The organism is Enterococcus larvae (assembly GCF_017830045.1).
In the GTDB taxonomy this organism is placed as follows: domain Bacteria; phylum Bacillota; class Bacilli; order Lactobacillales; family Enterococcaceae; genus Enterococcus_L; species Enterococcus_L larvae.
In genome coordinates this window covers 400,110-421,118 of record NZ_JAEDXU010000003.1, presented here as the reverse complement: position 1 = coordinate 421,118, position 21,009 = coordinate 400,110, and the positions used below count along the sequence as shown (strand labels likewise).

The window sequence follows — 21,009 nt, the reverse complement described above, 5'->3', positions numbered from 1 at the left end:
TACAGCCTTCCCTCTTCTTGGATTAATCAGACAATTCGTCGATCCCACAGGAGACAAGCAAGTAATTATTATACTAGGGACAATAATTACGATTTTCTTTTTTATCAGTATATTTTTATTATATACTTCGATGAGCGAAGGAAGAGTGACTAAGAATAGAAGGATTTCCAGATATTTGGCATGGCTGCTGCTGGTATATCCATTTTTAGGAATATTGCCGAGTATTCTAATTCTACAGGCAACAAAAAATGAAAATAGATAACGAATGAAAAAACACCCTCAAAAACTATAGCTGTCCTTCTCGCATAGTTTTTGAGGGTGTTTTGTATTCTGCTAAAGCTGTTATTTGTGCAGCAAGGGAGGGGGGAACAGCTTTAGCGAAACAGAAATGTTCAACAGCGTTTATTTCTTTAAATCATAAATTTGAAGAATTTCTGCTGATGTATAGTTTGCCAAAGCTTTGGAAGCATCCACTTTTTGATCCAGTGCTTGGACAGTGATTGCTTCGCCGATAAAGTTGTTATAAGCAGCCTGATCCAGAATAAGGATCGCAGCGACTCCGGCAGAAGACTCGCCTAAAACAACATACTCATTAGCATTTATTACGTACTCGTTTCCAGAGGCATCAGTGACGCTATCTGTTGGATTTTTCGAATAAAGGATCGGCAGCTGTGTGTTAATCTGCTTAAGCGTAGTGAACTCAAAGTTCTCGCCTTTTTGAGTGACAGTTTTCAACGCCTTTTGTTTAATCAATTGTTCTGCTTGGTCTTTTGTCAAAGCCAGTGTTTTTGTAGTAGCTACCCATTTCCCTATTACTTCGGCCATTTGGTTGATATCAGATTTCTGCTTCTGTGCTAATGCTTCCAGCTTGCCGGCATCCTTGTCTACTAAGATGATCCCGTACACTTCTTTATGCATAAATTTCATCACCATGGAGTAACTGCCGTAGCCTAAAGCACCGATAACTCCTAGTGTTAGCAGCATTAATGGTATTTTTTTCATTACTTCACCTATCTTTCTTAAGTATATATAAATGCTATTAAATAAATGACGATCGCTTCTAGTTCCTTTGTTTATTTCTTTGTGCAAAGGTCAATGTTCATATGATGAATCTTTAATAAGCTTTATATAATTTTATTTTACAGGTACTGTTTGAAAGAGGCGTGGGTTTCTGCTAACATCGAACGAACAATTTTGTCATTTGTTCTATATGAGTGAATCAATTGCGCTGATTCTTATTTAATGGTAAAACTTGAAGAGAATCTGTATGACGGGATTTACAAACGAATAATAGGAGTGTGTGCAGGGCTATGTTTTATCTTTCATTGGTGTTGATGATTATTGGCGGAGTGATACTGTCGAGGAAAAGAAGGAGCTTTATTGGCGGTATTGTGTTTGTGACAGGGAGCTTCTTCCTGTTGCTTTTTCTGCTTTATTTGATTTTGGATAAGGCAGCGAGAATATCGCCATTGTTTGAAAGCCTTGTTTTCATGGGTGTTTATGGTGTGGGTTTTCTGCTGTTTTTAGGTATCTGTCTCTACTTTATTATCAATACACATATAATGAGTACAAAAGAAGGCAGATCAGTCACAGCGAAGCTTTCTGCTGGATTGGGGCTTAACATTTTGATCGTGCTGCCATTGACCTTCTATTTGGTAGTCATGGGAACACCGTTGAGATGGCCGCTGATTGTTTTTATTTTGCTTTTTACCTTTCTTTTGGTTGACCTGATTTTTACACTACTGTTTGGAGCATACCTGGTTTATTCATGGTTCTCACAAAAGTTTCCGATAAAACGAAAAGTGGATTACATCATCGTTTTGAGATCAGGTATTCGTAGTGAAGAGGTTCCGCCTCTTTTAAAAAGCAGGTTGGATAAAGGCATCGAGTATTATCGAAAAAATCCGGAAGCCCGCTTTGTTGTCAGTGGTGGTCAAGGTGCAGACGAACCCGTTTCAGAGGCCTATGCAATGGGGAAATATTTGCGGTCACAGGGAATTCCGGAAAATAGGATTATTTTGGAAGAGCAATCACGAACGACATTGGAAAATATGAAGTTTTCAAAGGAAAAGATTTTTGCTGATTGGAAAAATCAAGAAGCACCATTTATTATTTTCACGACGAATAATTATCATGTTCTGCGGGGAGTCTTATACGCTGGGAAGGTTGGATTGAAAGCCGAAGGAGTTGGAGCGCCCACCGCCCTCTACTTTCTTCCCACCGCATTGATTCGAGAGTTTATTGCTCTATTGATTCATTATAAATGGTTCAGTATCGGTCTTGTGCTGCTGTCGCTTCTATTTACAACGATCTCCTTTTTACCGCTATAGACGCAATGCAAGAAAATGGAAAGAAAAGGACTTTTTGGTTTATGACTGAAAAGTTTTTTACTGATGAGAATAGGGCGAAAGAAGCATACAGCTGATTCAGGCATTGAAAAAAAGGAAAAAGTATGGAGGATTTTTCTTTATTGATGGCTAAAGTCGCTAAAACAGTTGCTTTTCCTGCCAAAAAGGAGTATTCTAATCAGTCCACCTGTTTTAATAGGTATTGCTGTTTTTAGAAGGCAGAAAGTGTTGCTTTCACATCAACTACCTAGGAAAATTTGGATCGACAAAGAGACAGCGACTACTTTTTAGCAGCACAGCTGTCGAAAATAAAGGAGAGTGCTTCATGTCCAACACAGAAAAACAATTGGAAGATCAGTATTTAAAAAGGGTTTATACAAAGCTGTTGGAAAAACAAGAGGAGCTGGAAGAGCTTCTGGATCGTGCCAAGGAGGATGGAATCAATTCACTGAAAGGTATGACCAGTGATATTAGTCTTAACTTTGAGAATATTACAGATAACTTGGATACCTTTGCAGTGTTGGAAATGAAAAATCGAGAAATCGATCAAATGAACATCAAGCTGCAAACTGCTGCGGCATTATTGGAAAAGATAAAGCGACTGTTGTCAGCACCTTACTTTGGGAAAATCACGGTTGATTTTTTAGACGATGAGGAGTTGGAGGATTTCTATATTGGGATCAACAACTTTGCGGATGAAAACAGCAACAACCTGATTTATGACTGGCGTTCGCCGATCGCTGAGCTTTTTTATAATAATACGATTGGTCCGTCCTCTTATTCAGTGAATAAAAACGAAATCGATGTAGCTATAAACAATAGACGACAATTTATTTTGGAAAAGGATCGACTGATCAAGTTCTTTGATACATCTGTTGCGATTCAAGATGATGTGTTGTTGGAGGCCTTGGAACAAGATTCTACGAATGAAATGAAGGATATCACGTCGACGATTCAAAAAGAACAGAATGTGATTATTCGTGATACGAAAAATAAAAATATTTTAGTCAACGGGATTGCCGGAAGTGGAAAGACGTCCACGATCATGCAGCGGATTGCTTACTTACTTTATCTCTACCGCCAGACAATCACTGTAGATAATATCTTGATTTTATCGCCTAACAGAAGATTCATAGAATATATTTCCAATGTGCTGCCTTCCTTGGGAGAGAGAAACCCATTGAACTTGACGATCCTCCAGTTTATTGAACGTATTTCACCAGTAGACATTGAACAGGAAGAGGACTACTTTTACCGGATAAGCAAGGCAGAGCATGACGAGAATGCAGATATGCTGCGTAGTCAAAAATACGTTGATCATATCAAGCAGTCAGATGCACTGTTTCTTTCAACTGATGAGTTCTTCAAAGGCTTAAGCCGAAAGGGAAAAATAGTTATTTCAAAAGAAAAAATTGCAGAAATCTATCATGCAACACCGAACTATCCTAAGCTGATCGATAAAATCCAAGCGACGAAAACACAGCTGAAAAGCTATTGGGAGAGCCGCTTGCTTAAACAGGCGAAGAGCCATGAAATTCAAAACCAGATCCTGTCATTATCTGAAGATATGCAGCAGAAGTATTTTGGAGAAATCATTTCAGAGGACACGGAGCGTAACCTTTATAGCTATGGGAAAAGGCTGCTTCGTAAAAGATATCGAAGCATCACTAAGGGGATTGAAGAGAATCGTTGGATCGATTCTGCATTTTTCTTTGAAAAAATCTTTGAGAGCTATGGAAATCGTCCATATGTATACACATATAAAGATAGCCTGACTCTGGATGAAGCAGTAGTATTGCAGACGATCCAGCATAATTTGATTGAAAAAATCGAAGTGGAGCCGATGCAGTTTATCTTGATCGATGAGGTACAGGATTATACACCTGCACAGCTTAGCTTATTGTTTGACCTGTTTGGAAGTAGTGCGTTTACGATGGTTGGAGATGAAAATCAGGCGATTTTTAATTCCAGTATTTCTTTTGATACGATTGAAGATGCCTTCAAAGAGCGTGGGCTTTCTGTGCAACGCTATGATCTGCTGTACAGCTACCGCTCTAGTGGTTCGATCACTAAGCTCTTCAGCCAACTGGTGACAGATAATCGGAAAATGGATATCATCCCTATCAGAAAAGATGGAACAGAGCCTGAGTTTCTTCAATTTGCTTCAATGGATGTCTTTGCTCAACTGGTGACAGAGATAGCGGCAAAACTTCAGGGAGAACGACTGACAGTTATCACGAAAAATGAGGAAGAGGTTGAAGCCGTTAAATCTGCTTTAGCCAAGTATGAGTGGGCTGAATTAGGAATTACAATCTTACCAATCAGTTTATCCAAAGGGTTGGAGTTCGATCATGTCTTACTCTATGATGTATCAGCAGAAAATTACAAGACCGACAGAGAAATCAAAATCCTTTATACGGCGATTTCTCGTGCCATGAAACAGTTGTTTGTGACATATAAAAACGAACTACCGACATTACTGGAAGAATAAAAAGAGAGAGAATGGAGCTGGTTATTGCTCCATTCTCTCTCTTTATTTTTTAAGTCTGAATAAACAGCAAACCAAAAGCTGTTCCTTCTTCATTCTAAGAACAGCTTTTAGCTCATTCTTCTTGTGTATCTTTAAGTCGAAGCAAATTGACTGTTATATAAATTTGCATAAAATGATTCTTTGCTCAATAGCTGTTGGTGGGTACCCTTTTCGATGATATCCCCATCCTTCATAACTAAAATCAAATCAGCATTTTTGATCGTTGACAGTCGGTGAGCAATGATAAAGCTTGTTCGCCCCTCTGTCAAATGATCCATCGCCTGTTGAATGAGCTTCTCGGTTCGAGTATCCACGCTGGAAGTTGCTTCATCCAGAATCAGGATGCTTGGATTAGCCAAAATCGCTCTGGCAATTGTCAGCAGTTGTTGTTGTCCCTGAGAAATCTCATTTCCCTCGGAAGAAATCAGGGTATCATAACCTTGAGGCAGGGTCCGAATGAAGTGGTCGCATTGTGCAGCTTTAGCTGCGGCAATGACTTCCGGTCTGGAAGCGTTTGGTTTTCCATAAGCGATATTTTCAGCAATCGTCCCTTGATACAGCCAGGTATCTTGCAGAACCATACCAAATTTTTGTCGAATTTCAGCTGATGAAAATGTTGAGATATCGATATTGTCGACAGTGATTTGTCCGCTGTTTAATGGATAGAAACGCATCAGCAGATTGATCATTGTTGTTTTCCCTGCACCTGTTGGGCCAACGATTGCCACACTTTGTTTGGGTTTGACCGTGAAGCTGACATCCTTCATCAATTGTTTTTCAGGTGTATAGCCAAAAGCAATGTGTTGGAAGGAAACGTCTCCGTTGATTGTTTCTGGAACGGGAATCGGATCGTCTGTTTCGATCTCCTCCGTCGCATCCAGAATCTCAAATATCCGCTCCAATGCAGCTAAAGCACTTTGCAGTGTGTTGATGATATACGATGCTTGTGTAACTGGCTCAGATACTTGATTGATGTACTGCAGATAGGCTTGAATCAATCCGATTGAAAGCTGTCCGCTGATGACTAGAAAACCGCCGACAACAGCACTGATCACGAAACCGATCTGATTGATGAAACGAATCAGCGGATTGATGGCGAAGCTGACAAATTGCGCTTTTCGAAACGCTTCGAATTGTCTATCGTTCAGCTCGTCCATTTCTTTTTGAACCATCCCTTGTTGGTTGTATGCTTTGATGACCAGATTTCCTGAGTATAATTCCTCAGCTTTGGCACCGACTTCCCCCAAGGCTTGCTGATTTTCAGCAAAATAGGCTTGGTTTCTCATTGCCAGCTTTTGGGTTACGTAACTGCTCAAGAATAAAATCAGCAGAATGCCAATTGTCAAAAGCGGGCTTAAAACCAGCATAGCAATCACACCGAAGAAAATACTGATGACTGAAGTGATCAGCTGCATCAGTCCTACTTGAAGAACCTCTGAGACCTTATCAAGATCAAGGATTGTTCGGCTGAGTATATCGCCTGTTTTATATTGGTCGTAAAAGCGAATTGGCAGCTTATTTAATTTTTCAGTGATTTCTTTACGGATAGTCAATATCAATGTTTCGCTGACGCTGGCCATCGTATACTCTTGTAAAAGAGAGAATAGGCTGATCAACCCCCAAGCGAAAAGCAACAATAGGACTGGCAGCTTCAATTCGTTGATAAAGTTCTCAAAGGTGAAACTTCCGGAACGAATCAACGCAATCAGATTGTCTAATCCCCAGCCGAGAATCAAGGGCGTGGCAGCCATCAATATAGAGAAACAGAAGGCTGAGAAGATGATCAAAAGAAACTTGCTTTTTTGCTGCGCTAGAAGCTTCAATAGTCTGCGACTGGTCTGCTTCAATTCTTTGGGCGAATCCATCATTTCGTTCTGTTCATTTTTAGTCATGAGTACGTCCCTCCATTCCTTGTGATACTGCGAATTCCTGATATGTGTTACAGGTTTTCAGCAGCTGTTGATGTGTTCCTTTACCGACGATCTTCCCCTCATCCAGTACAATGATTTGATCGGCATCTTTGATTGTCGAAATACGTTGAGCGACAATGACAACTGCAGTATCCTTCAAATAGGTTTTCAATGCTTTTCGCAGTTTAGCATCCGTTTGATAGTCGAGTGCAGAGAAGCTGTCATCAAAGAAATAAAGATCAGCTGGCTTGATCAATGCTCGTGCAATGCTCAAACGTTGTTTCTGACCGCCGGAAAAATTACTGCCCTTTTGAGCAACTGTTGACTGGTACTTCTGAGGAAGACCTTCAATAAAGTCTTTTGCCTGTGCAACCTCTGCTGTGATTTCGATCTGTTCCATCGTTGCATCAGGATTTCCAAAGAGAAAATTATCCATGATCGTGCCGCTGAAAAGTAAGGCTTTTTGAGGAACATAGCTGATTCTGTTTCTTAGCTCGGTCTGTGTGACAGTCCGAACATCTTTTCCAAGCAAGTCAACAGACCCTTGAGCAGCATCCTTCAAACGAAGCAGAGCTTTGGCAATTGTACTTTTTCCTGACCCGGTTCCGCCGACGATTGCTGTGATCTGCCCACGGTGAATGTCAAAGTGGATATCCTTCAATACGGGTTCTTCTGCACCATCATAGGCAAAGTCCACATGATTGAAAGAGGCTACTAAGCTTGTAGGCTGTTCAGAGAAAAGCTCTTTTCCGTCGGTGATCTCATTTTCAGTATTCAGAACCTCTTCGATTCGGTTCAAGGAAGTCAGTGCTTTCGGGATCATGACGATGACCATTGCAGCCATCGTCATAAACCACAAGCTTAAAACAGTATATTCGATAATGGCAGTGATACTCCCGACAGGAAGCTGTCCAGCACCGCTAAGCCAACCACCGAAGGAGAGAATAGCTGTCATTGATAATCCCATAACTAGATTGACGGTAGGGTTCAAAACAGCAAACAGCTTATTGACACGTATCATGACCTTAGAGTAATCAGTGAATGCATCATCTGTTCTTTTTTTCTCATCATTACTCTTATCAAACGCACGGATCACTTTGACGCCTGTATACATCTCTCTTAGGATACGCATCATCTTATCTACATTTTTCTGCATGACCTCAGCTAATGGAACGGCTCGACGAATAACCAATAAAGCAATTGCTGAAAACAGAATGATCGCTCCGATTGGAATCCAAATCATTTTTACCGAAACGGTTCCAGTTAATATGATTGAAGCAAGAACGATCAAGGGCGCTGGCAGGATCATTTGTAGAGTCATCATAAGTATTTGCTGGATATTATTGATATCACTGGTTGTTCGTGCCAGAAGTGTCGGTGTGCCGAATTCTTCAACATCCGTTACTGACAGTTCTTGGGTTTTTCTAAATAGTTTTTCCCTCAAAAAATGACCGAATTTACCGGCCAGATGAGCTGAATAGTAGCTGGACAAAATGGAAATAACACCAGTGAACAGTGCCGCTAACAGCATCCAGCCGCCATATATTAAAATCGCCTGTCGGTTTTTTTCCAGTATCCCGTAGTCGATGATATTTGCTACAAAATGGGGAACCAGCAACGTTCCAAAAGATTGTAAAACCATCAAAGCAACGACTCCCAGCATGACTTTGGAATGGTTCTTGTAAAATAATTTCAGTTGATTCATATCTTTTCCTCCTTATTCGGCAGTCCATGTTCTATGGATCGGCGAAATGATCGACGAAAAAAAGCATGCGAAGGTTTGTGTAAATGGCGATAGACGCTAATTACATGAGTGATTTTTTTCGTGTGATTGTAAATACAACAAACAATCGACGCTAATCGCGCAATGGATTTTTTCGTGCGATTCATTTATATGAATACGACGAAAAAAGGATAGTGATTGTAAATACAACAAACAATCGTCACTAATCGTGCATTGGATTTTTTCATACGATTCAGTAATATGAATACGACGAAAAAAGGATAGTGATTGTAAATACAACAAACAATCGACGCTAATCGTGCATTGGATTTTTTCGTGCGATTCATTTATATGAATACGACGAAAAAGTGTAGTGATTGTAAATACAACAAACAATCGACGCTAATCGCGTAATGGATTTTTTCGTGCGATTCATATAGAATAAACTGTAACGTTACGTTACAGTCAAGGGGTAGAGGTGATTTTTTTTGAAAAAATTTTTATCAATCAGTGAAGTCGCAGAGTATGCCGGTATTAGTAGGAGAACACTGATTTATTACGATCAGATCGATTTGTTCAAGCCTAAGAAAATTGGAGAGAATGGGTACCGTTACTACACCTTTGATCAATATGGGGAAATTGATGCCATCTTGATTTTGAAGGCGTTGAATATGCCTTTAGATGATATTCGTACATTTTTGAAGCGACGTAATCCTGATTACACACAAAAAGAACTGCTGAATCAGAGGGACAAGGTCACTCGTAAAATTCAGGAGCTGGAGCAAATTCGTACAGCTTTAGATGGGTATATCAGTCGCCATGAGAAGCTGACGGAGGTTGATTTTGAGCAGTTAAGCTTTCAGTATCGTGAGAAGGAATACTTCGTTGTTTCCGATTTGATTGAACCGAGTGACGATTCTTCGACCTTCCAGATATACTCTCGCTTTTATTCGTTGATTCAATCCAGAGATATTTTTAGCGGATACCCAATCGGTTTTTTGGTCGATGGTCGTGTTCTTGATGAAGGGCACATCCATCTTTCTCCTTATCGGGCACTGGTGCGGATTCCAGAGGATCGTCTGGAATTATATGCTGAAAATCAGCTGATCACACGTCCCGCTGGTTATTATGTCTCCGGATTTGTCCGAGATGAGATCCATCAGCTGTCAGATTTTAGCGACCGTTTCAAAAAGTATTTGCAAGAGCAAGGCTTAGTTATAGATGGAGATATCTGGGAATTGATGTGGCAGGATGAGATTGCCACAGCAAATCGTGAGCAGCAGATTTTTGAAGTAATGCTTCCAGTTAGAAGTAAATCAGGAAAACCTCTTGGGTGAGGAAAAGGTATCAGCTAAAAAGACTTCGCATCTGTTAAGGGTACGAAGTCTTTTAGTTGATCGTTCAAAGCACAATTCCTTGATTATACTATAGTTAAAGAATATTTCTTTACAATGCAAATTTTTGTTTGAAAACATAGGCAAGTATATGCTCGAAATTTTCCTGTGAAAAAGTGATGCCGTAAATCATTTCCAGAGAACGAAGCTCGTTATACAGCAGCTGTTCTTTTTCTGTTTCAAGAGTGATTTCATGATCGATTAGCAGCTCATCACTTCGTTTCAAGCTGTCGATCACGCTGGCAAGGTGACACATCAACCCGATTTTTATTTCAGGGGTGATTTCCAATATCAGCTGATACTCGACGGCATTGATCCAATTTTTGACATTTTCTAATAGGATCGTACCATCTAAGCTTTGGATCATTGGCGCAACATTTTGGATGGCGAGACTGGAAGTATAATCAAAATCGATCAGCTGCTGGATTCTTTCCAAGGTTCCTGTATTGAATGCTTGTGAGACATTGAAATAGGGACAATGTAAAGCAGTGATTTTAAACGTACTTACGTAGCAAAGAATATCCCCTTGCTGTCTGATATCCTTCACCGCTTCTTCAAGCATTGCTTCATCGGTTATCTGAAGGGAACGTATTTCAATATATTCATCATAAAGATTCAGCTGTTTATTTAGCAGCTCTTTAAGCAGTCGGGCGGACCCGCTGCCAGTTGTACAAGCAGTCAAGACGAAGCTCTTCTTTTTTGAGGCGACCGTTTGACCGATTTGAGAGAAGTCTTCCATATGGGTGATTCTCTTGATATCCGTCACGATCTCATCAAGAGCATAGCCAAGCTGTGCTTTACGACTGGCTTCGAGTACATGGAGCGTACTGACTAGATCCACGCATTTTAGCTGCTTACTAGTACTCTTTTTTAGTTCATCGGCAAAGTTGGTCAGAGAGCCCATGTCTGACAAAAGTAAGATCGTGTTGTTTTGGATTTGCATTAAATAGGCTTGGATTTCAGCCAAGATACTTCTGGGTTTACAAGTCAAAGGCATGTTAAAAGCAATCACTGCTTGATTTCCTAGAAGCTCATTGACCAGATCAGCCATGCTTGAAGCCGTAGCCTCTCCATGAGCAACAACCAATACCTTGACTTTCTCTGCTTCTTCATCGATGATTTGAGGAACTAAGAATAACGTTAGAAAGCCGATTTCATCTTCAGGAAGCTCAATTGCCAGATCATTCTCAATGATGGTTCTATTTTTTTCTGCGATTTGGTAATATACATGTTGCTGTGTCTTGATTTCTTCCAGCTTTGGATTGATGATTCGCTGACCGTTTTTTATTCGAGGCAGCAGATTGTGCAAATGGATCGCCAGCCCAGAAAGAATGCTGTCAGAATAGCTGTCTGTATGTGTTGCTGCGGCTGTTAAAAAACGTTTGGCTGTACTGAAAATTTCATTACCGACAAGATTGACCACACTCTCATTGCTGGCGGCTGCATGTGCGCTTAGTGATTGGAAGAAATCCTGGATCGTCATATCAACAACTTCTTTGGTAGCTTTGGCATTGAGCCCAATTTTTTCCATATCGGTGATTTTATGATCGATTAGCTGGTAAATATCGTGTGCCTCATTTTCAGAGAAGGGCAGTTGGTTTTCTTTGTCCTTTTGAAAATCAACAAAGCGCGTCGAATATGAAGCAGTCAGCTTCCACAAGTCACTTCTTTTTTCCGTGGAATACAGTCCTTCCTTGATCGACTCCGGCAGATCGTAGCTTGTGATAGTCAGTGCGTCTTGCTTACTGGAAAGAGAGCGAGCGTAGCTTTGGGCACAAAGGAGCTGGACATCTGTTTTCAGCTGACCGATGTTGCTGAGGCAATCGTAGCTTAAAAGCGAGCGCAGAGAGTTCATAGAAACCTTTATATCGCGGTTCAAGTTATGAGCCTCTTCGTTGAAGAAATCTGTGATTAGGTTCAGTCGCTCATTCAATCCACGCTCCTCCAACGCAGGCAGGTGGATTTTCATCGGTATTCTTCGAGTGAATGTCTGTAAAAGAGAGGAGCTGATCTCTTCTGTTGTCGCACAAATCAGCTGAACATCAGCAGTTCGGCCAAATGTAGTTTCCCCCAGTGCATGAAAGACTTTCTTATCAATGAAGGTAAAAAGCATCTCCTGTGCTTCCGGACTGAGTCGATGAACTTCATCAAGGAAAAGGATACCGCCGTCGGCTTCTTCAATCAGACCTCTGCGACTTGTTACAGCACCTGTATAAGCACCTTCAAGGACACCAAAGAGCTGGCCGAGAATCAGTTGAGGATTGCTGGCATAATCCGCACAATTGAATGTGACTAATTTAGCCGCAGCGGCTATTCGATCTTGTTCTTGTGAAAATTTATAAATCAATTCCGCGAACATGCTTTTTCCGACACCCGTCTGTCCGCTTAATAAAATATGCATTCGTTGAGGAGGATACAATACCGCCGCTTTGGCCTGTTCCAAACTGTTTTTCAAACTGGGGTTTTTCTGACTGAAAGCATCAACATAGGATTTCTGCTGATGAACAGGTAATGAAAAAAGAACGGGTCTACTGCCCTCTTTCTTCAATAATTCTTGTTTGACCAATGTGTTTAAATCGCTGCTGGCATTCGCTCTGTCGATATGTAAGTGGTTGGCAATATCCTGTGCAGAAACTGCTGTACCTTGGGGGAGCTTCTTTATATAGTCATGGATCGTTTCGATTCTTCCCACAGATTGTTCCTCCTAATTTGTTTTAATAGGTTTGATTGTAAGCGTTTTAAGGGCTCCTGTCAAAGTCATGTGTTTTCTGTTAGCAAGAAGTGTGTTGTAGATAACACACTTCTCTAGTGGAAAGGATAGTTAGATCAATAGCTGTTGTATTGCTTTTGTAGAGAATCATCAAATTAGCTGGATATCTGTTTTAGAAATGCCGTGTAAACAGAGAAAGACCGGGATTCGTATTGATTGAGCAGAAGCTGGATTGCTGAAAATAGGATTGACTTTACAGCATTTTTCTCGTTTATAGAAGTGTGTTGGCATAGAAATTGCTTTATAAGAAAGTGTAGAAATGAAAGGAGGGAACTAATGGAAAACGAAGTGATGCAGATCATTGTTTATGCCGGCAATGCCCGTTCTTTAGCAATGCAAAGCATTCGAGCATCAAAGCAAGGCGAGCGTTTGGAGGCAGGGCGATTGATGACTGAAGCAGAGAGTAATTTGAAGGAAGCTCATCATACTCATGCGAAAATTTTGAGCGCGGCTTCAGACGAACAAACACAGATCGACCTGACTCTTTTTATGGTTCATGGGGAGGATCATCTGATGTCTGCGATTACCACAATCGATTTGGCAAAGGAATTTAAAGATGTACATGAAGAACTAAAAGAGTTGAAGGAATGTATACAGCTAATGAAAGAAGGAGAAAAAGCATGAAAATTATTTTAGCCTGTGCTGGGGGCATGTCTACAGGGATGTTAGTGAATCGAATGAAGGAATATGCAGCGAAGCAGGCAATCGAGGCAGATATTGAGGCGTATGGATTGAGCGAGCTGGAGGATTATGTGGCTGGAACAGATATTATCCTATTGGGGCCGCAAATTGGTTTTCAAAAGGAGGAAGTCCAGCAGAAGTATCCGGGGATTCCCATTGAAGTGATTGAGATGGCAGATTACGGCATGATGAACGGTGAAAAAGTATTTAAAATTGCACAATCAGTTATCGGAAACAAGTAGAAAAGGAGTGTTAAAATGGCAAAAGAAAAAAGTTCATTTGGACCAAAGCTGAATAAAATGATTGTTAGGTTTTCCAATAATTTGATCATCAAGACAGTTGCTAACGGGATGATGCTGACACTGCCAATCACAATCGTCGGCAGTTTGCTGATGGTTGTACAGATGATCCCGAATCTTCCGGATATCATCAATCAGGCCTGTACGATCGGTACGACAATCACCAGTAACTTTATTGCACTTTATATTGTATTGGGGATGTCCTATGTTTTGGCAAGAGAGATCAAAAGTGATGTACCAGCATCCATGATTTTATCTGTCGCAAGTTTTCTGATCGTAACGCCGATCACCAACTTTGATGTCGGTGGCGAAAAGCCTGTGCAGGCGATCGAGCTGGGCTATTTAGGCTCAAAAGGGATTTTCGTTGGTATGATCGTCGCTATTTTCATTACCTGGGCATTTGCCAAGCTTTCTGAGAAGAAGCTGTCACCCAAAATGCCTGACAGCGTACCGCCATTTATTTCTAAGACCTTTGAGGCGATTGTTCCGGCAGCCATCTTGTTTGTTTTGGCAATTATTGTAAGCTTATTATTCTCAGCAACTTCCTATGGAAACGTCCACGATTTCATCTATACGATTTTACAAGCACCGCTTCAAACATTGGGCGGCACCATTTGGTCAGCGCTGTTCATTATGTTCTTATCAGAGCTATTGTGGTGGTTTGGTATTCATGGAAGCAACGTGACGGCGTCAATCATCACTGTGCTTTACGCATCTCAGGCATATGCTAATATGGAAGCTGTTGCAGCAGGCGAAACTGCGCAAAATGTTATCAACTCATTCTTCCTTGATGCTTATAAAGGACCGCGAGCGTTGGCGTTAGCAGTGATCTTGATTTTTGTTTGTCGCAGTGAGAAGTTCAAATCAATCGGAAAAGTGTCTATTGTTCCAAGTATATTTGGTATCACAGAACCAATGAAATTCGGTATTCCGCAAATTTTGAATCCTGTCCTGTTTATTCCACTGACATTGGCTGCACCATTATGCATAGGTATTGCTTATGTGGCTACGATCATTGGTTTTCTGCCAATCACTAGCTTAAGTGTTCCACGTAATCTGCCAACATTCCTTACTGGATTTATGGCTGGCGGCTGGCAGGGATTGGTCATCCAACTGATTCAATTTGCAGCAGTCGTTCTTCTCTACTTGCCGTTTATGAAAAAACTGGATCTTCAGGAAACTGCACAAGAGCAAACCGTACTTGAAGAATCTGAAAAAGCAGTTGAATTAGAAGCAGAACAAGGTACACTGTAGTTATGATGAAAATGATGGAAGTATATAAAAAAAATGAAGCATTATATCTTGATCTAAAAATAAATTTTACAGGTGAATTAAAGGTATCTATCAACAATGATCCTAACGAAGAAAAGGAAGGAAAAGAAATACTTTGTCAGTTTAAAGAAGGAGTCTCAGGTCCCATACCTGAGGAAAAAATGAAACGGATATTTTATAAAACACATATTGGAGAGGACGCATATGTGGGCGCAGAGCGTCGTGTCCCGATTGCGGGACTCTACAATTGTCGGGATCTTGGGGGATACCCGACAACAGATGGGCGGATGACGAGATGGGGATTGCTCTATCGATCCGATGCGCCGGATCACTTAGGCAGCTCAGATTGGGCCTATCTAAAGAACATGAAGCTGTCCTCTGTGATCGATTTAAGGTCACCGACGGAAATTGAACTGAATCCGGATATCGCTGTAGGCGAGAAGTATCACTATAATTTCGATCCACATGCACGTGTAGCAAGAAAGGCCAGCGAAACACCCTCTAATAAATCAAACAAGGACAAACAAAAGGTTGAAAAGCTGGTTGAGCTGTCTGGAACAAAAGAAGGGCAAGAAAGGCTGATTCGGATGCAGCAGCAGATGGTCGTTCAAATGCGTGAATTGGTTCTTTCTCAAAAGGCAAAGGAAGCCTATACGGACTTCTTAAATGTTTTGTTGAGAGCAGAGGTTCCTGATTTATTTCATTGTCAGGGCGGTAAGGATCGAACCGGTTGGGCGGCGGCAATCATCTTGGGGCTGGTTGGTGTCGATAAGGAAACGATTTATGCAGACTATTTTTTGACAGAGCACTACAATCGTCCAAGAAATGAAAAACGGATGGCTGTTTATCAGCAGTATACAGATAATTCATTTGTTCTGGCTTACCTCGCTTCTCTGCAGCTAACGAAAGCAGAATATCTCGACAGTGCTTTTCAAGCAATGGAGGAAGCCTATGGTACGATGGAAAACTATGCAGTCGAAGCGTTAGGGATGACCGAAGAATCGATTGATAAGTTGAAAGAGTTGTATGTATATTAGCGAGACTGATCATTATAAGGGAAGCTGATTTTCATTCGGCTATAGATACGGTATGATGCGCTTCTGATTTAGTTAATGGGGAATAGAAAAACAGAAAACACCTGAACTTCAGAAATTATTTCTGAAGTTCAGGTGTTTTCCGTTATTTTAACTGAATAGGGTATTCAGCATATCGCTGAACAAAGGCCGCTTTTCGCATGATGAAAAAAGTGAAACAATCGTTCACATCTAGTCTTCTCTTCCCCGATTATACTCAGTGTTGTGTGTCTGATAAAACATAGATAATGCTAATTAACAGTGATAGTAATGATTATTCGATTAGAGGGATTAAATTTGGATACGACATCCACCCATGTCTGTCCTTTTGCTTTAGCAGTTATGTTTCCTTGGCTATCGACAGTGGCCACATCTAGATTTCTAGAAGTAAAGGTTAGATTGGCATCTGGCAATTCTTTTGGAACTTCGACAGAAATAGGCGCCGGTTGACTTTCGCCTTCATTTAACCGAAGCTCTTTGGCAGTTGCGGTAATTTCAACAGTTTCCGGTAGCTTCAGTACTTCTATTTCCCCCTCAGTACCAATGGGTGGACATTGCGTATGGTTGGTTGATGTGGCAATATTCTTCCGATTCATTTCACCGGCTTTGTATTTTCCAACGCTCCAAAACTCTGTTTTCGCTTCGTTTGTCCAAGTCGCCCCATTCATCCATAAACCAGTCAATTGATTGTCAACTTTGTTAGTGGTTGTTACTTTTACAGCATAGTACCCTTCTTCCGGTGCTGTAAAAGAGAAGCAGTCGAAGTCGTTCAAGTAATCTGTTCGAAAATGCATTTTCTGTCCGATTTCAAGTGCTGTAGCACCTGTCCCGGAATTTCCATGATCATCTCCAACAATGATAGTAATGATTATTCGATTAGATGGATTAAATTTGGATTGGACATCCACCCATGTTTGTCCAGTCGCTTTAGCAGTTATGTTCCCTTGACTATCGACAGTGGCCACATCTGGATTTCTAGAAGTAAAGGTTAAGTGAGCATCTGGCAATTCTTTTGGAACCTCGACAGAGATAGGGGCCGGCTGGCTTTCTCCTTCGTCTAGCCGAAGTTCTTTAGCAGTTGCGGTAATTTCAACAGTTTCCGGTAGCTTCAGTACTTCTATTTCCCCCTCAGTACCAATAGGTGGACATTGCGTATGGTTGGTTGATGTAGCGATATTTTTCCGATTCATTTCACCGGCTTTGTATTTTCCAACGCTCCAAAATTCTGTTTTCGCTTCGTTTGTCCAAGTCGCCCCATTCATCCAAAGGCCAGTCAATTGATTGTCAACTTTGTTAGTGGTTGTTACTTTTACAGCATAATACCCTTCTTCCGGTGCTGTAAAAGAGAAGCAGTCATAATCATTCAGATAATCCGTTCGGAACTTCGTTATCTTCCCGACTTCGAGTATTGTGGCTTCAGCACCTACATTTCCATGATCATCTCTAACAGTGATAGTGATACCTATTCGATTATATGGATGGAAGTGAGAGGTGACCTCAATCCATGTTTGTCCAGTCGCTTTAGCTGTTATGTTCCCTTGACTGTCAATAGTAGCAACATCTGGATTTTTTGAAGTAAATGTCAGATAAGCACCAGGTAATTCTTTTGGAACTTCGACAGAGATAGGAGCCGGTTGACTTTCGCCTTCATTTAACCGAAGCTCTTTGGTAGTTGCGGTAATTTCAACTGTCCCAGGTAGTTTTATTACCTCTATTTCCCCCTCAGTACCAATAGGTGGACATTGCGTATGGTTGGTTGATGTAGCGATATTTTTCCGATTCATTTCACCGGCTTTGTATTTTCCAACGCTCCAAAATTCTGTTTTCGCTTCGTTTGTCCAAGTCGCCCCATTCATCCATAAGCCAGTCAATTGATTGTCAACTTTGTTAGTGGTCGTTACTTTTACAGCATAATACCCTTCTTCCGGTGCTGTAAAAGAGAAGCAGTCATAATCATTCAGATAATCCGTTCGGAACTTTGTTTTCTTCCCAACTTCGAGTATTGTAGCTGCTACACCCGAATTTCCATGATCGTCTCCGACTAAGACAAAGACTTCTTTTGATACGCTTCCGTCAGTTGTGGAGATAGTCAGCTTTGTTTGACCATATTTCTTACCATAAAGAGTACCATTTGTATCGACAGTAGCTATGCTTGAATCACTAATCTTCCACACTAAATCTCCTCTATAGGCATTTCCAGGTACTAGTGTAACGGGGACAGAAATTTCTCCATTTAGTGGAACATGTACTTTCTGTTGAGCTACGATGATGTCTTCAATCGTAATTTTTGCTCTCGTCACTGTTAGTTGGAAGTTAGCTGCTTTTTGTCCATCTTGAGTGGTTGCAGTGATAGTCACCTGACCTTCTTTTAAAGCTGTGATTGTTCCATTTGTGTTGATCGAAGCCAATGATGTATCTGAAACCTCCCAAGTCACTGCTTGGTTGGTTGCGTTTTTTGGCGTAAACGTCGGGACTGCATCAAATGTCTGCCCAACCTCTAATTCCTTTGATTCATAATCAAAAGCTATAGATTCAACTGCTCGAGTTTTACTGATTTTCACACGCATGGTTGAAGCAGGTGCATCAAGTACCTCAATCGAAAAGTCAGGGGTACTTCCGTCCGCCAGCTTAGTCGATGGATTAGTCATACCATTTACCATTGTCGCTTGCGGCTGTTTGTTTCTCCCAGTTCCTACATAATAAAATGGATCACCAAACCAAGGCTCATAGGCGTCCATTTTTGAGTAGCCGACGATATTTTGTTCCGCTTCCAGAAGTGTAACCATCTGCTTTCCAACGCTGTGGTTTCCACTAAATGCCGTATTGACTTTATAAATCGCAATACCGCCAGAATAAATTTGAGGTCGATACATGCCTTTATCAAATCCTTCAAATTGTCGATTCTCAATCAAAAAATATTCTTTAGGATTATCAGTATTGATTCTTAAAACAGTAGGGTCATCCCCGTCAGTTGTGATGGTTTTGACAGTATAAATCTGATCCTCTTTACTAACATCAACAGTCTCTACAGGAAGCCCCAACAGCTGTTTAGAATAGGCTGAGAAGCCAGTAGGTGTTTCGCCATAATGTTCTCCAGGAAGATTATTGTTTCCGCCCCAAGCCATGAGGCTTCCATAGCCTAGACCTAAACCATTGTATGTGGTGTTATACAAATCAGGAAGCTTTAGATCGTGTCCAAATTCATGGGCAATCACACCTAAGGTTGACAGAGTTCCTTGATTGTCAAAGAACATTTTTTCGCCAAATACGGTATAGTCAAAAAGATATTTTCCGTCTTGCGTAAGAGTCCATTGGCCAAAATCCCCTTTGTGTCCCCAGACTGCAGGAATATTTACCTCATTGTTCTCTCGGCTTAGCTCCTTGCCGGCAAAAATCGCCATAATATGCAGTTCATCTTGAGTGACAGCATGGGTGATTCCTGGTTTGGTATCGTACTCAGCGAAATCAATATAAGCATCTGCTTGATTCAGCACATTCTCCATTGTTGACCAGACGGGCTCATATACACCAACATTTGGGTGATTCTGATTGACTTTTACCTTTACGATTCCGTTGTTTTCCCCGTAAGTCTCATTTGCCGGAGTAATAGTGATTTTTCCACCGGTTTGTTCTTGGTAATAGGTTTTTAATGATTTTTCATCACCAAAAAATTTGTCATACCAGTCTGCCTCATCAGAAGAAAGTGCGACATCTTCAAATTCCACCAATACAACCAACAGATTTTGCTGAGGGTCCCACTTGGAAACCGCCTGTGGTTCAACAGTTGAGAATATCTTGAGTGCGTCATGTTCCTGTACAGTTATTAAATTTTTTTCTGTGTCATTCGGAAGCATGGCATGAACCTGCGAGCTGTGTCCGAAAGCTAAACTTGTAAATAAACTACTCAATAAAACCCCAAAAAACATTTTCTTTTTCATTTTTTTTCCTCCTTTGTTAGACATGATTATAATTATATAATATATTCGCTGTTTTTTGTTTTTTTATTTTTATAAAAAAGTTAGGAAAATAGATTTTTTATCTATTGAAAGGGGAAAGATATCTGTAACATATAAAGTATTTGTAATAGGAATTTAAGTACAGAAAATAGAAAGATATTGGCATCAACTGTGGGAATTGGAGCATTACTAAAGATAAAAGCAGCCCAATAGCAACTGCTGAAATCCTTCCAGTAGCTGCTATTGGGCTAGCCTGCTTTATTTTAACTAAACAGGGTATTCAGCATATCGCTGAACATTTCAAAAGGGACGATCAAAAAGCTCATGAATAGATGAAACATGGCTTCGATAAAGCTAGTAAGTATATCCATCAAAAAATCCATCAAGTGATTTCCTCCTTTATGCCAGTTGTTTTTTTACTGCGCTTGGCAAGTCATTTTCGTTGATTTCTTCCCATGAGGTCACGCCTTTTTCCTCATTTACGACCATTTTTAAATAGGCTGATTTTCTCAAGGGCTTTTGGCGATATTCTTTCAAATGTACTGTTTTTTCTGTTCCATTTTCATCATAGGAAACTTGATCGTATTCGTAGAATTGTGTGCCGTCAGAGGTTCCGCTGGCAACAGGATCGCTTTCTATTTTTGTATAATAGCTGGGGCCGCCGTAGTTTTCTTCCATATATTTATTCATAGCAAAATTTATACTGAATATTAAAATTCCTGAAACAGCTGCGAATATTCCTAAATGGATCAATGTTTTTTTCATAGTAATCATCCTTTCGAAATGATCATACAATGAATCACTTGAAATGAAATCGAACTTTAGTCTGAAGTGAGGCTAACAGCTTTGTAAGACGAATCATAGACGCATGTCACACCCTATAAATTCAATAAAAAAAAGCTGCTTCCTTTGCTATAGGTTTTGATCAAAGGTCATTTTTCGTGTAACGAATTTTAATAGGATCTATGTTAACATTACAGCTTTTCCAGCTGGAATTCCTGAATTTTTGATTTTCATGTTTACGGTTTCATTTTTTTGTGATAGAATACTTTC

At 40.6% G+C, this 21,009-nt stretch carries 14 protein-coding genes; 7 read left to right on the top strand and 7 right to left on the bottom strand.

The annotated features are described in order from the left end of the window. Positions 1-402: 402 nt before the first annotated feature. Complete coding sequence (locus I6N96_RS08460; protein WP_209557128.1) at positions 403-1,002, bottom strand: lipoprotein BA_5634 family protein; 600 nt, start codon at positions 1,000-1,002, stop codon at positions 403-405. A 308-nt stretch (positions 1,003-1,310) separates the two neighbouring features. Between I6N96_RS08460 and I6N96_RS08455 the strand changes: the two genes are divergently transcribed. Together I6N96_RS08455 and I6N96_RS08450 are read left to right on the top strand one after the other, a co-directional pair. After that, complete coding sequence (locus I6N96_RS08455) at positions 1,311-2,330, top strand: YdcF family protein (protein WP_209557127.1); 1,020 nt, start codon at positions 1,311-1,313, stop codon at positions 2,328-2,330. Between the two features lie 343 nt (positions 2,331-2,673). Next, positions 2,674-4,839: a HelD family protein gene (locus I6N96_RS08450; protein WP_209557126.1), complete on the top strand. Its 2,166-nt coding sequence runs from the start codon at positions 2,674-2,676 to the stop codon at positions 4,837-4,839. A 131-nt stretch (positions 4,840-4,970) separates the two neighbouring features. Here I6N96_RS08450 and I6N96_RS08445 read toward each other — a convergent pair whose 3' ends face one another. Together I6N96_RS08445 and I6N96_RS08440 are read right to left on the bottom strand one after the other, a co-directional pair. Beyond that, positions 4,971-6,770: an ABC transporter ATP-binding protein gene (locus I6N96_RS08445; RefSeq protein WP_209557125.1), complete on the bottom strand. Its 1,800-nt coding sequence runs from the start codon at positions 6,768-6,770 to the stop codon at positions 4,971-4,973. Beyond that, the gene (locus tag I6N96_RS08440; RefSeq protein WP_209557124.1) at positions 6,763-8,493 is read right to left on the bottom strand and encodes an ABC transporter ATP-binding protein; all 1,731 of its coding nucleotides are present in this window, start codon (positions 8,491-8,493) and stop codon (positions 6,763-6,765) included. The genes I6N96_RS08445 and I6N96_RS08440 overlap by 8 nt, the downstream gene beginning before the upstream one ends. A gap of 506 nt (positions 8,494-8,999) precedes the next feature. Between I6N96_RS08440 and I6N96_RS08435 the strand changes: the two genes are divergently transcribed. Then, positions 9,000-9,848: a MerR family transcriptional regulator gene (locus I6N96_RS08435; protein WP_209557123.1), complete on the top strand. Its 849-nt coding sequence runs from the start codon at positions 9,000-9,002 to the stop codon at positions 9,846-9,848. 109 nt (positions 9,849-9,957) lie between these two features. Here I6N96_RS08435 and I6N96_RS08430 read toward each other — a convergent pair whose 3' ends face one another. Beyond that, positions 9,958-12,597, bottom strand: a complete 2,640-nt coding sequence (locus I6N96_RS08430) for a sigma-54-dependent transcriptional regulator (RefSeq protein ID WP_209557122.1) — start codon at positions 12,595-12,597, stop codon at positions 9,958-9,960. Positions 12,598-12,951: 354 nt separating this feature from the next. Between I6N96_RS08430 and I6N96_RS08425 the strand changes: the two genes are divergently transcribed. The 4 genes from I6N96_RS08425 to I6N96_RS08410 are packed head-to-tail and all read left to right on the top strand — an operon-like array spanning position 12,952 to position 15,964. Then, positions 12,952-13,299, top strand: a complete 348-nt coding sequence (locus tag I6N96_RS08425; RefSeq protein WP_209557121.1) for a PTS lactose/cellobiose transporter subunit IIA — start codon at positions 12,952-12,954, stop codon at positions 13,297-13,299. Further along, on the top strand, positions 13,296-13,598 hold the full coding sequence (locus I6N96_RS08420) for a PTS sugar transporter subunit IIB (RefSeq protein WP_209557120.1): 303 nt from the start codon (positions 13,296-13,298) through the stop codon (positions 13,596-13,598). Before I6N96_RS08425 ends, I6N96_RS08420 begins: the two co-directional genes overlap by 4 nt. 15 nt (positions 13,599-13,613) lie before the next feature. Next, a complete protein-coding gene (locus I6N96_RS08415; RefSeq protein WP_209557119.1) occupies positions 13,614-14,909 on the top strand; it encodes a PTS sugar transporter subunit IIC in 1,296 nt (431 codons plus the stop codon). 2 nt (positions 14,910-14,911) lie between these two features. Further along, positions 14,912-15,964: a tyrosine-protein phosphatase gene (locus I6N96_RS08410; protein WP_209557118.1), complete on the top strand. Its 1,053-nt coding sequence runs from the start codon at positions 14,912-14,914 to the stop codon at positions 15,962-15,964. Positions 15,965-16,251: 287 nt separating this feature from the next. Here the strand turns inward: I6N96_RS08410 and I6N96_RS08405 are convergent, their stop codons facing one another. The 3 genes from I6N96_RS08405 to I6N96_RS08400 all read right to left on the bottom strand — a co-directional run bounded on the left by I6N96_RS08405 (position 16,252) and on the right by I6N96_RS08400 (position 20,721). After that, positions 16,252-19,938, bottom strand: coding sequence for an Ig-like domain-containing protein (locus I6N96_RS08405; protein ID WP_209557117.1), 3,687 nt, complete (start codon positions 19,936-19,938; stop codon positions 16,252-16,254). A gap of 281 nt (positions 19,939-20,219) precedes the next feature. Further along, the gene (locus I6N96_RS19895; RefSeq protein ID WP_283811175.1) at positions 20,220-20,342 is read right to left on the bottom strand and encodes a hypothetical protein; all 123 of its coding nucleotides are present in this window, start codon (positions 20,340-20,342) and stop codon (positions 20,220-20,222) included. 13 nt (positions 20,343-20,355) lie between these two features. Continuing rightward, positions 20,356-20,721 (bottom strand): YxeA family protein, encoded by a 366-nt coding sequence (locus I6N96_RS08400; protein ID WP_209557116.1) that lies wholly within the window; start codon positions 20,719-20,721, stop codon positions 20,356-20,358. Positions 20,722-21,009 lie beyond the last annotated feature (288 nt).

Coding starts and splice junctions, on each gene's coding strand:
- I6N96_RS08425 (WP_209557121.1), top strand. CDS start 12,952: ATGGAAAACGAAGTGATGCAGATCATTGTTTATGCCGGCAATGCCCGT.
- I6N96_RS08455 (WP_209557127.1), top strand. CDS start 1,311: ATGTTTTATCTTTCATTGGTGTTGATGATTATTGGCGGAGTGATACTG.
- I6N96_RS08415 (WP_209557119.1), top strand. CDS start 13,614: ATGGCAAAAGAAAAAAGTTCATTTGGACCAAAGCTGAATAAAATGATT.
- I6N96_RS08405 (WP_209557117.1), bottom strand. CDS start 19,938: ATGAAAAAGAAAATGTTTTTTGGGGTTTTATTGAGTAGTTTATTTACA.
- I6N96_RS08410 (WP_209557118.1), top strand. CDS start 14,912: ATGATGAAAATGATGGAAGTATATAAAAAAAATGAAGCATTATATCTT.
- I6N96_RS08400 (WP_209557116.1), bottom strand. CDS start 20,721: ATGAAAAAAACATTGATCCATTTAGGAATATTCGCAGCTGTTTCAGGA.
- I6N96_RS08450 (WP_209557126.1), top strand. CDS start 2,674: ATGTCCAACACAGAAAAACAATTGGAAGATCAGTATTTAAAAAGGGTT.
- I6N96_RS08445 (WP_209557125.1), bottom strand. CDS start 6,770: ATGACTAAAAATGAACAGAACGAAATGATGGATTCGCCCAAAGAATTG.
- I6N96_RS08440 (WP_209557124.1), bottom strand. CDS start 8,493: ATGAATCAACTGAAATTATTTTACAAGAACCATTCCAAAGTCATGCTG.
- I6N96_RS08460 (WP_209557128.1), bottom strand. CDS start 1,002: ATGAAAAAAATACCATTAATGCTGCTAACACTAGGAGTTATCGGTGCT.
- I6N96_RS08420 (WP_209557120.1), top strand. CDS start 13,296: ATGAAAATTATTTTAGCCTGTGCTGGGGGCATGTCTACAGGGATGTTA.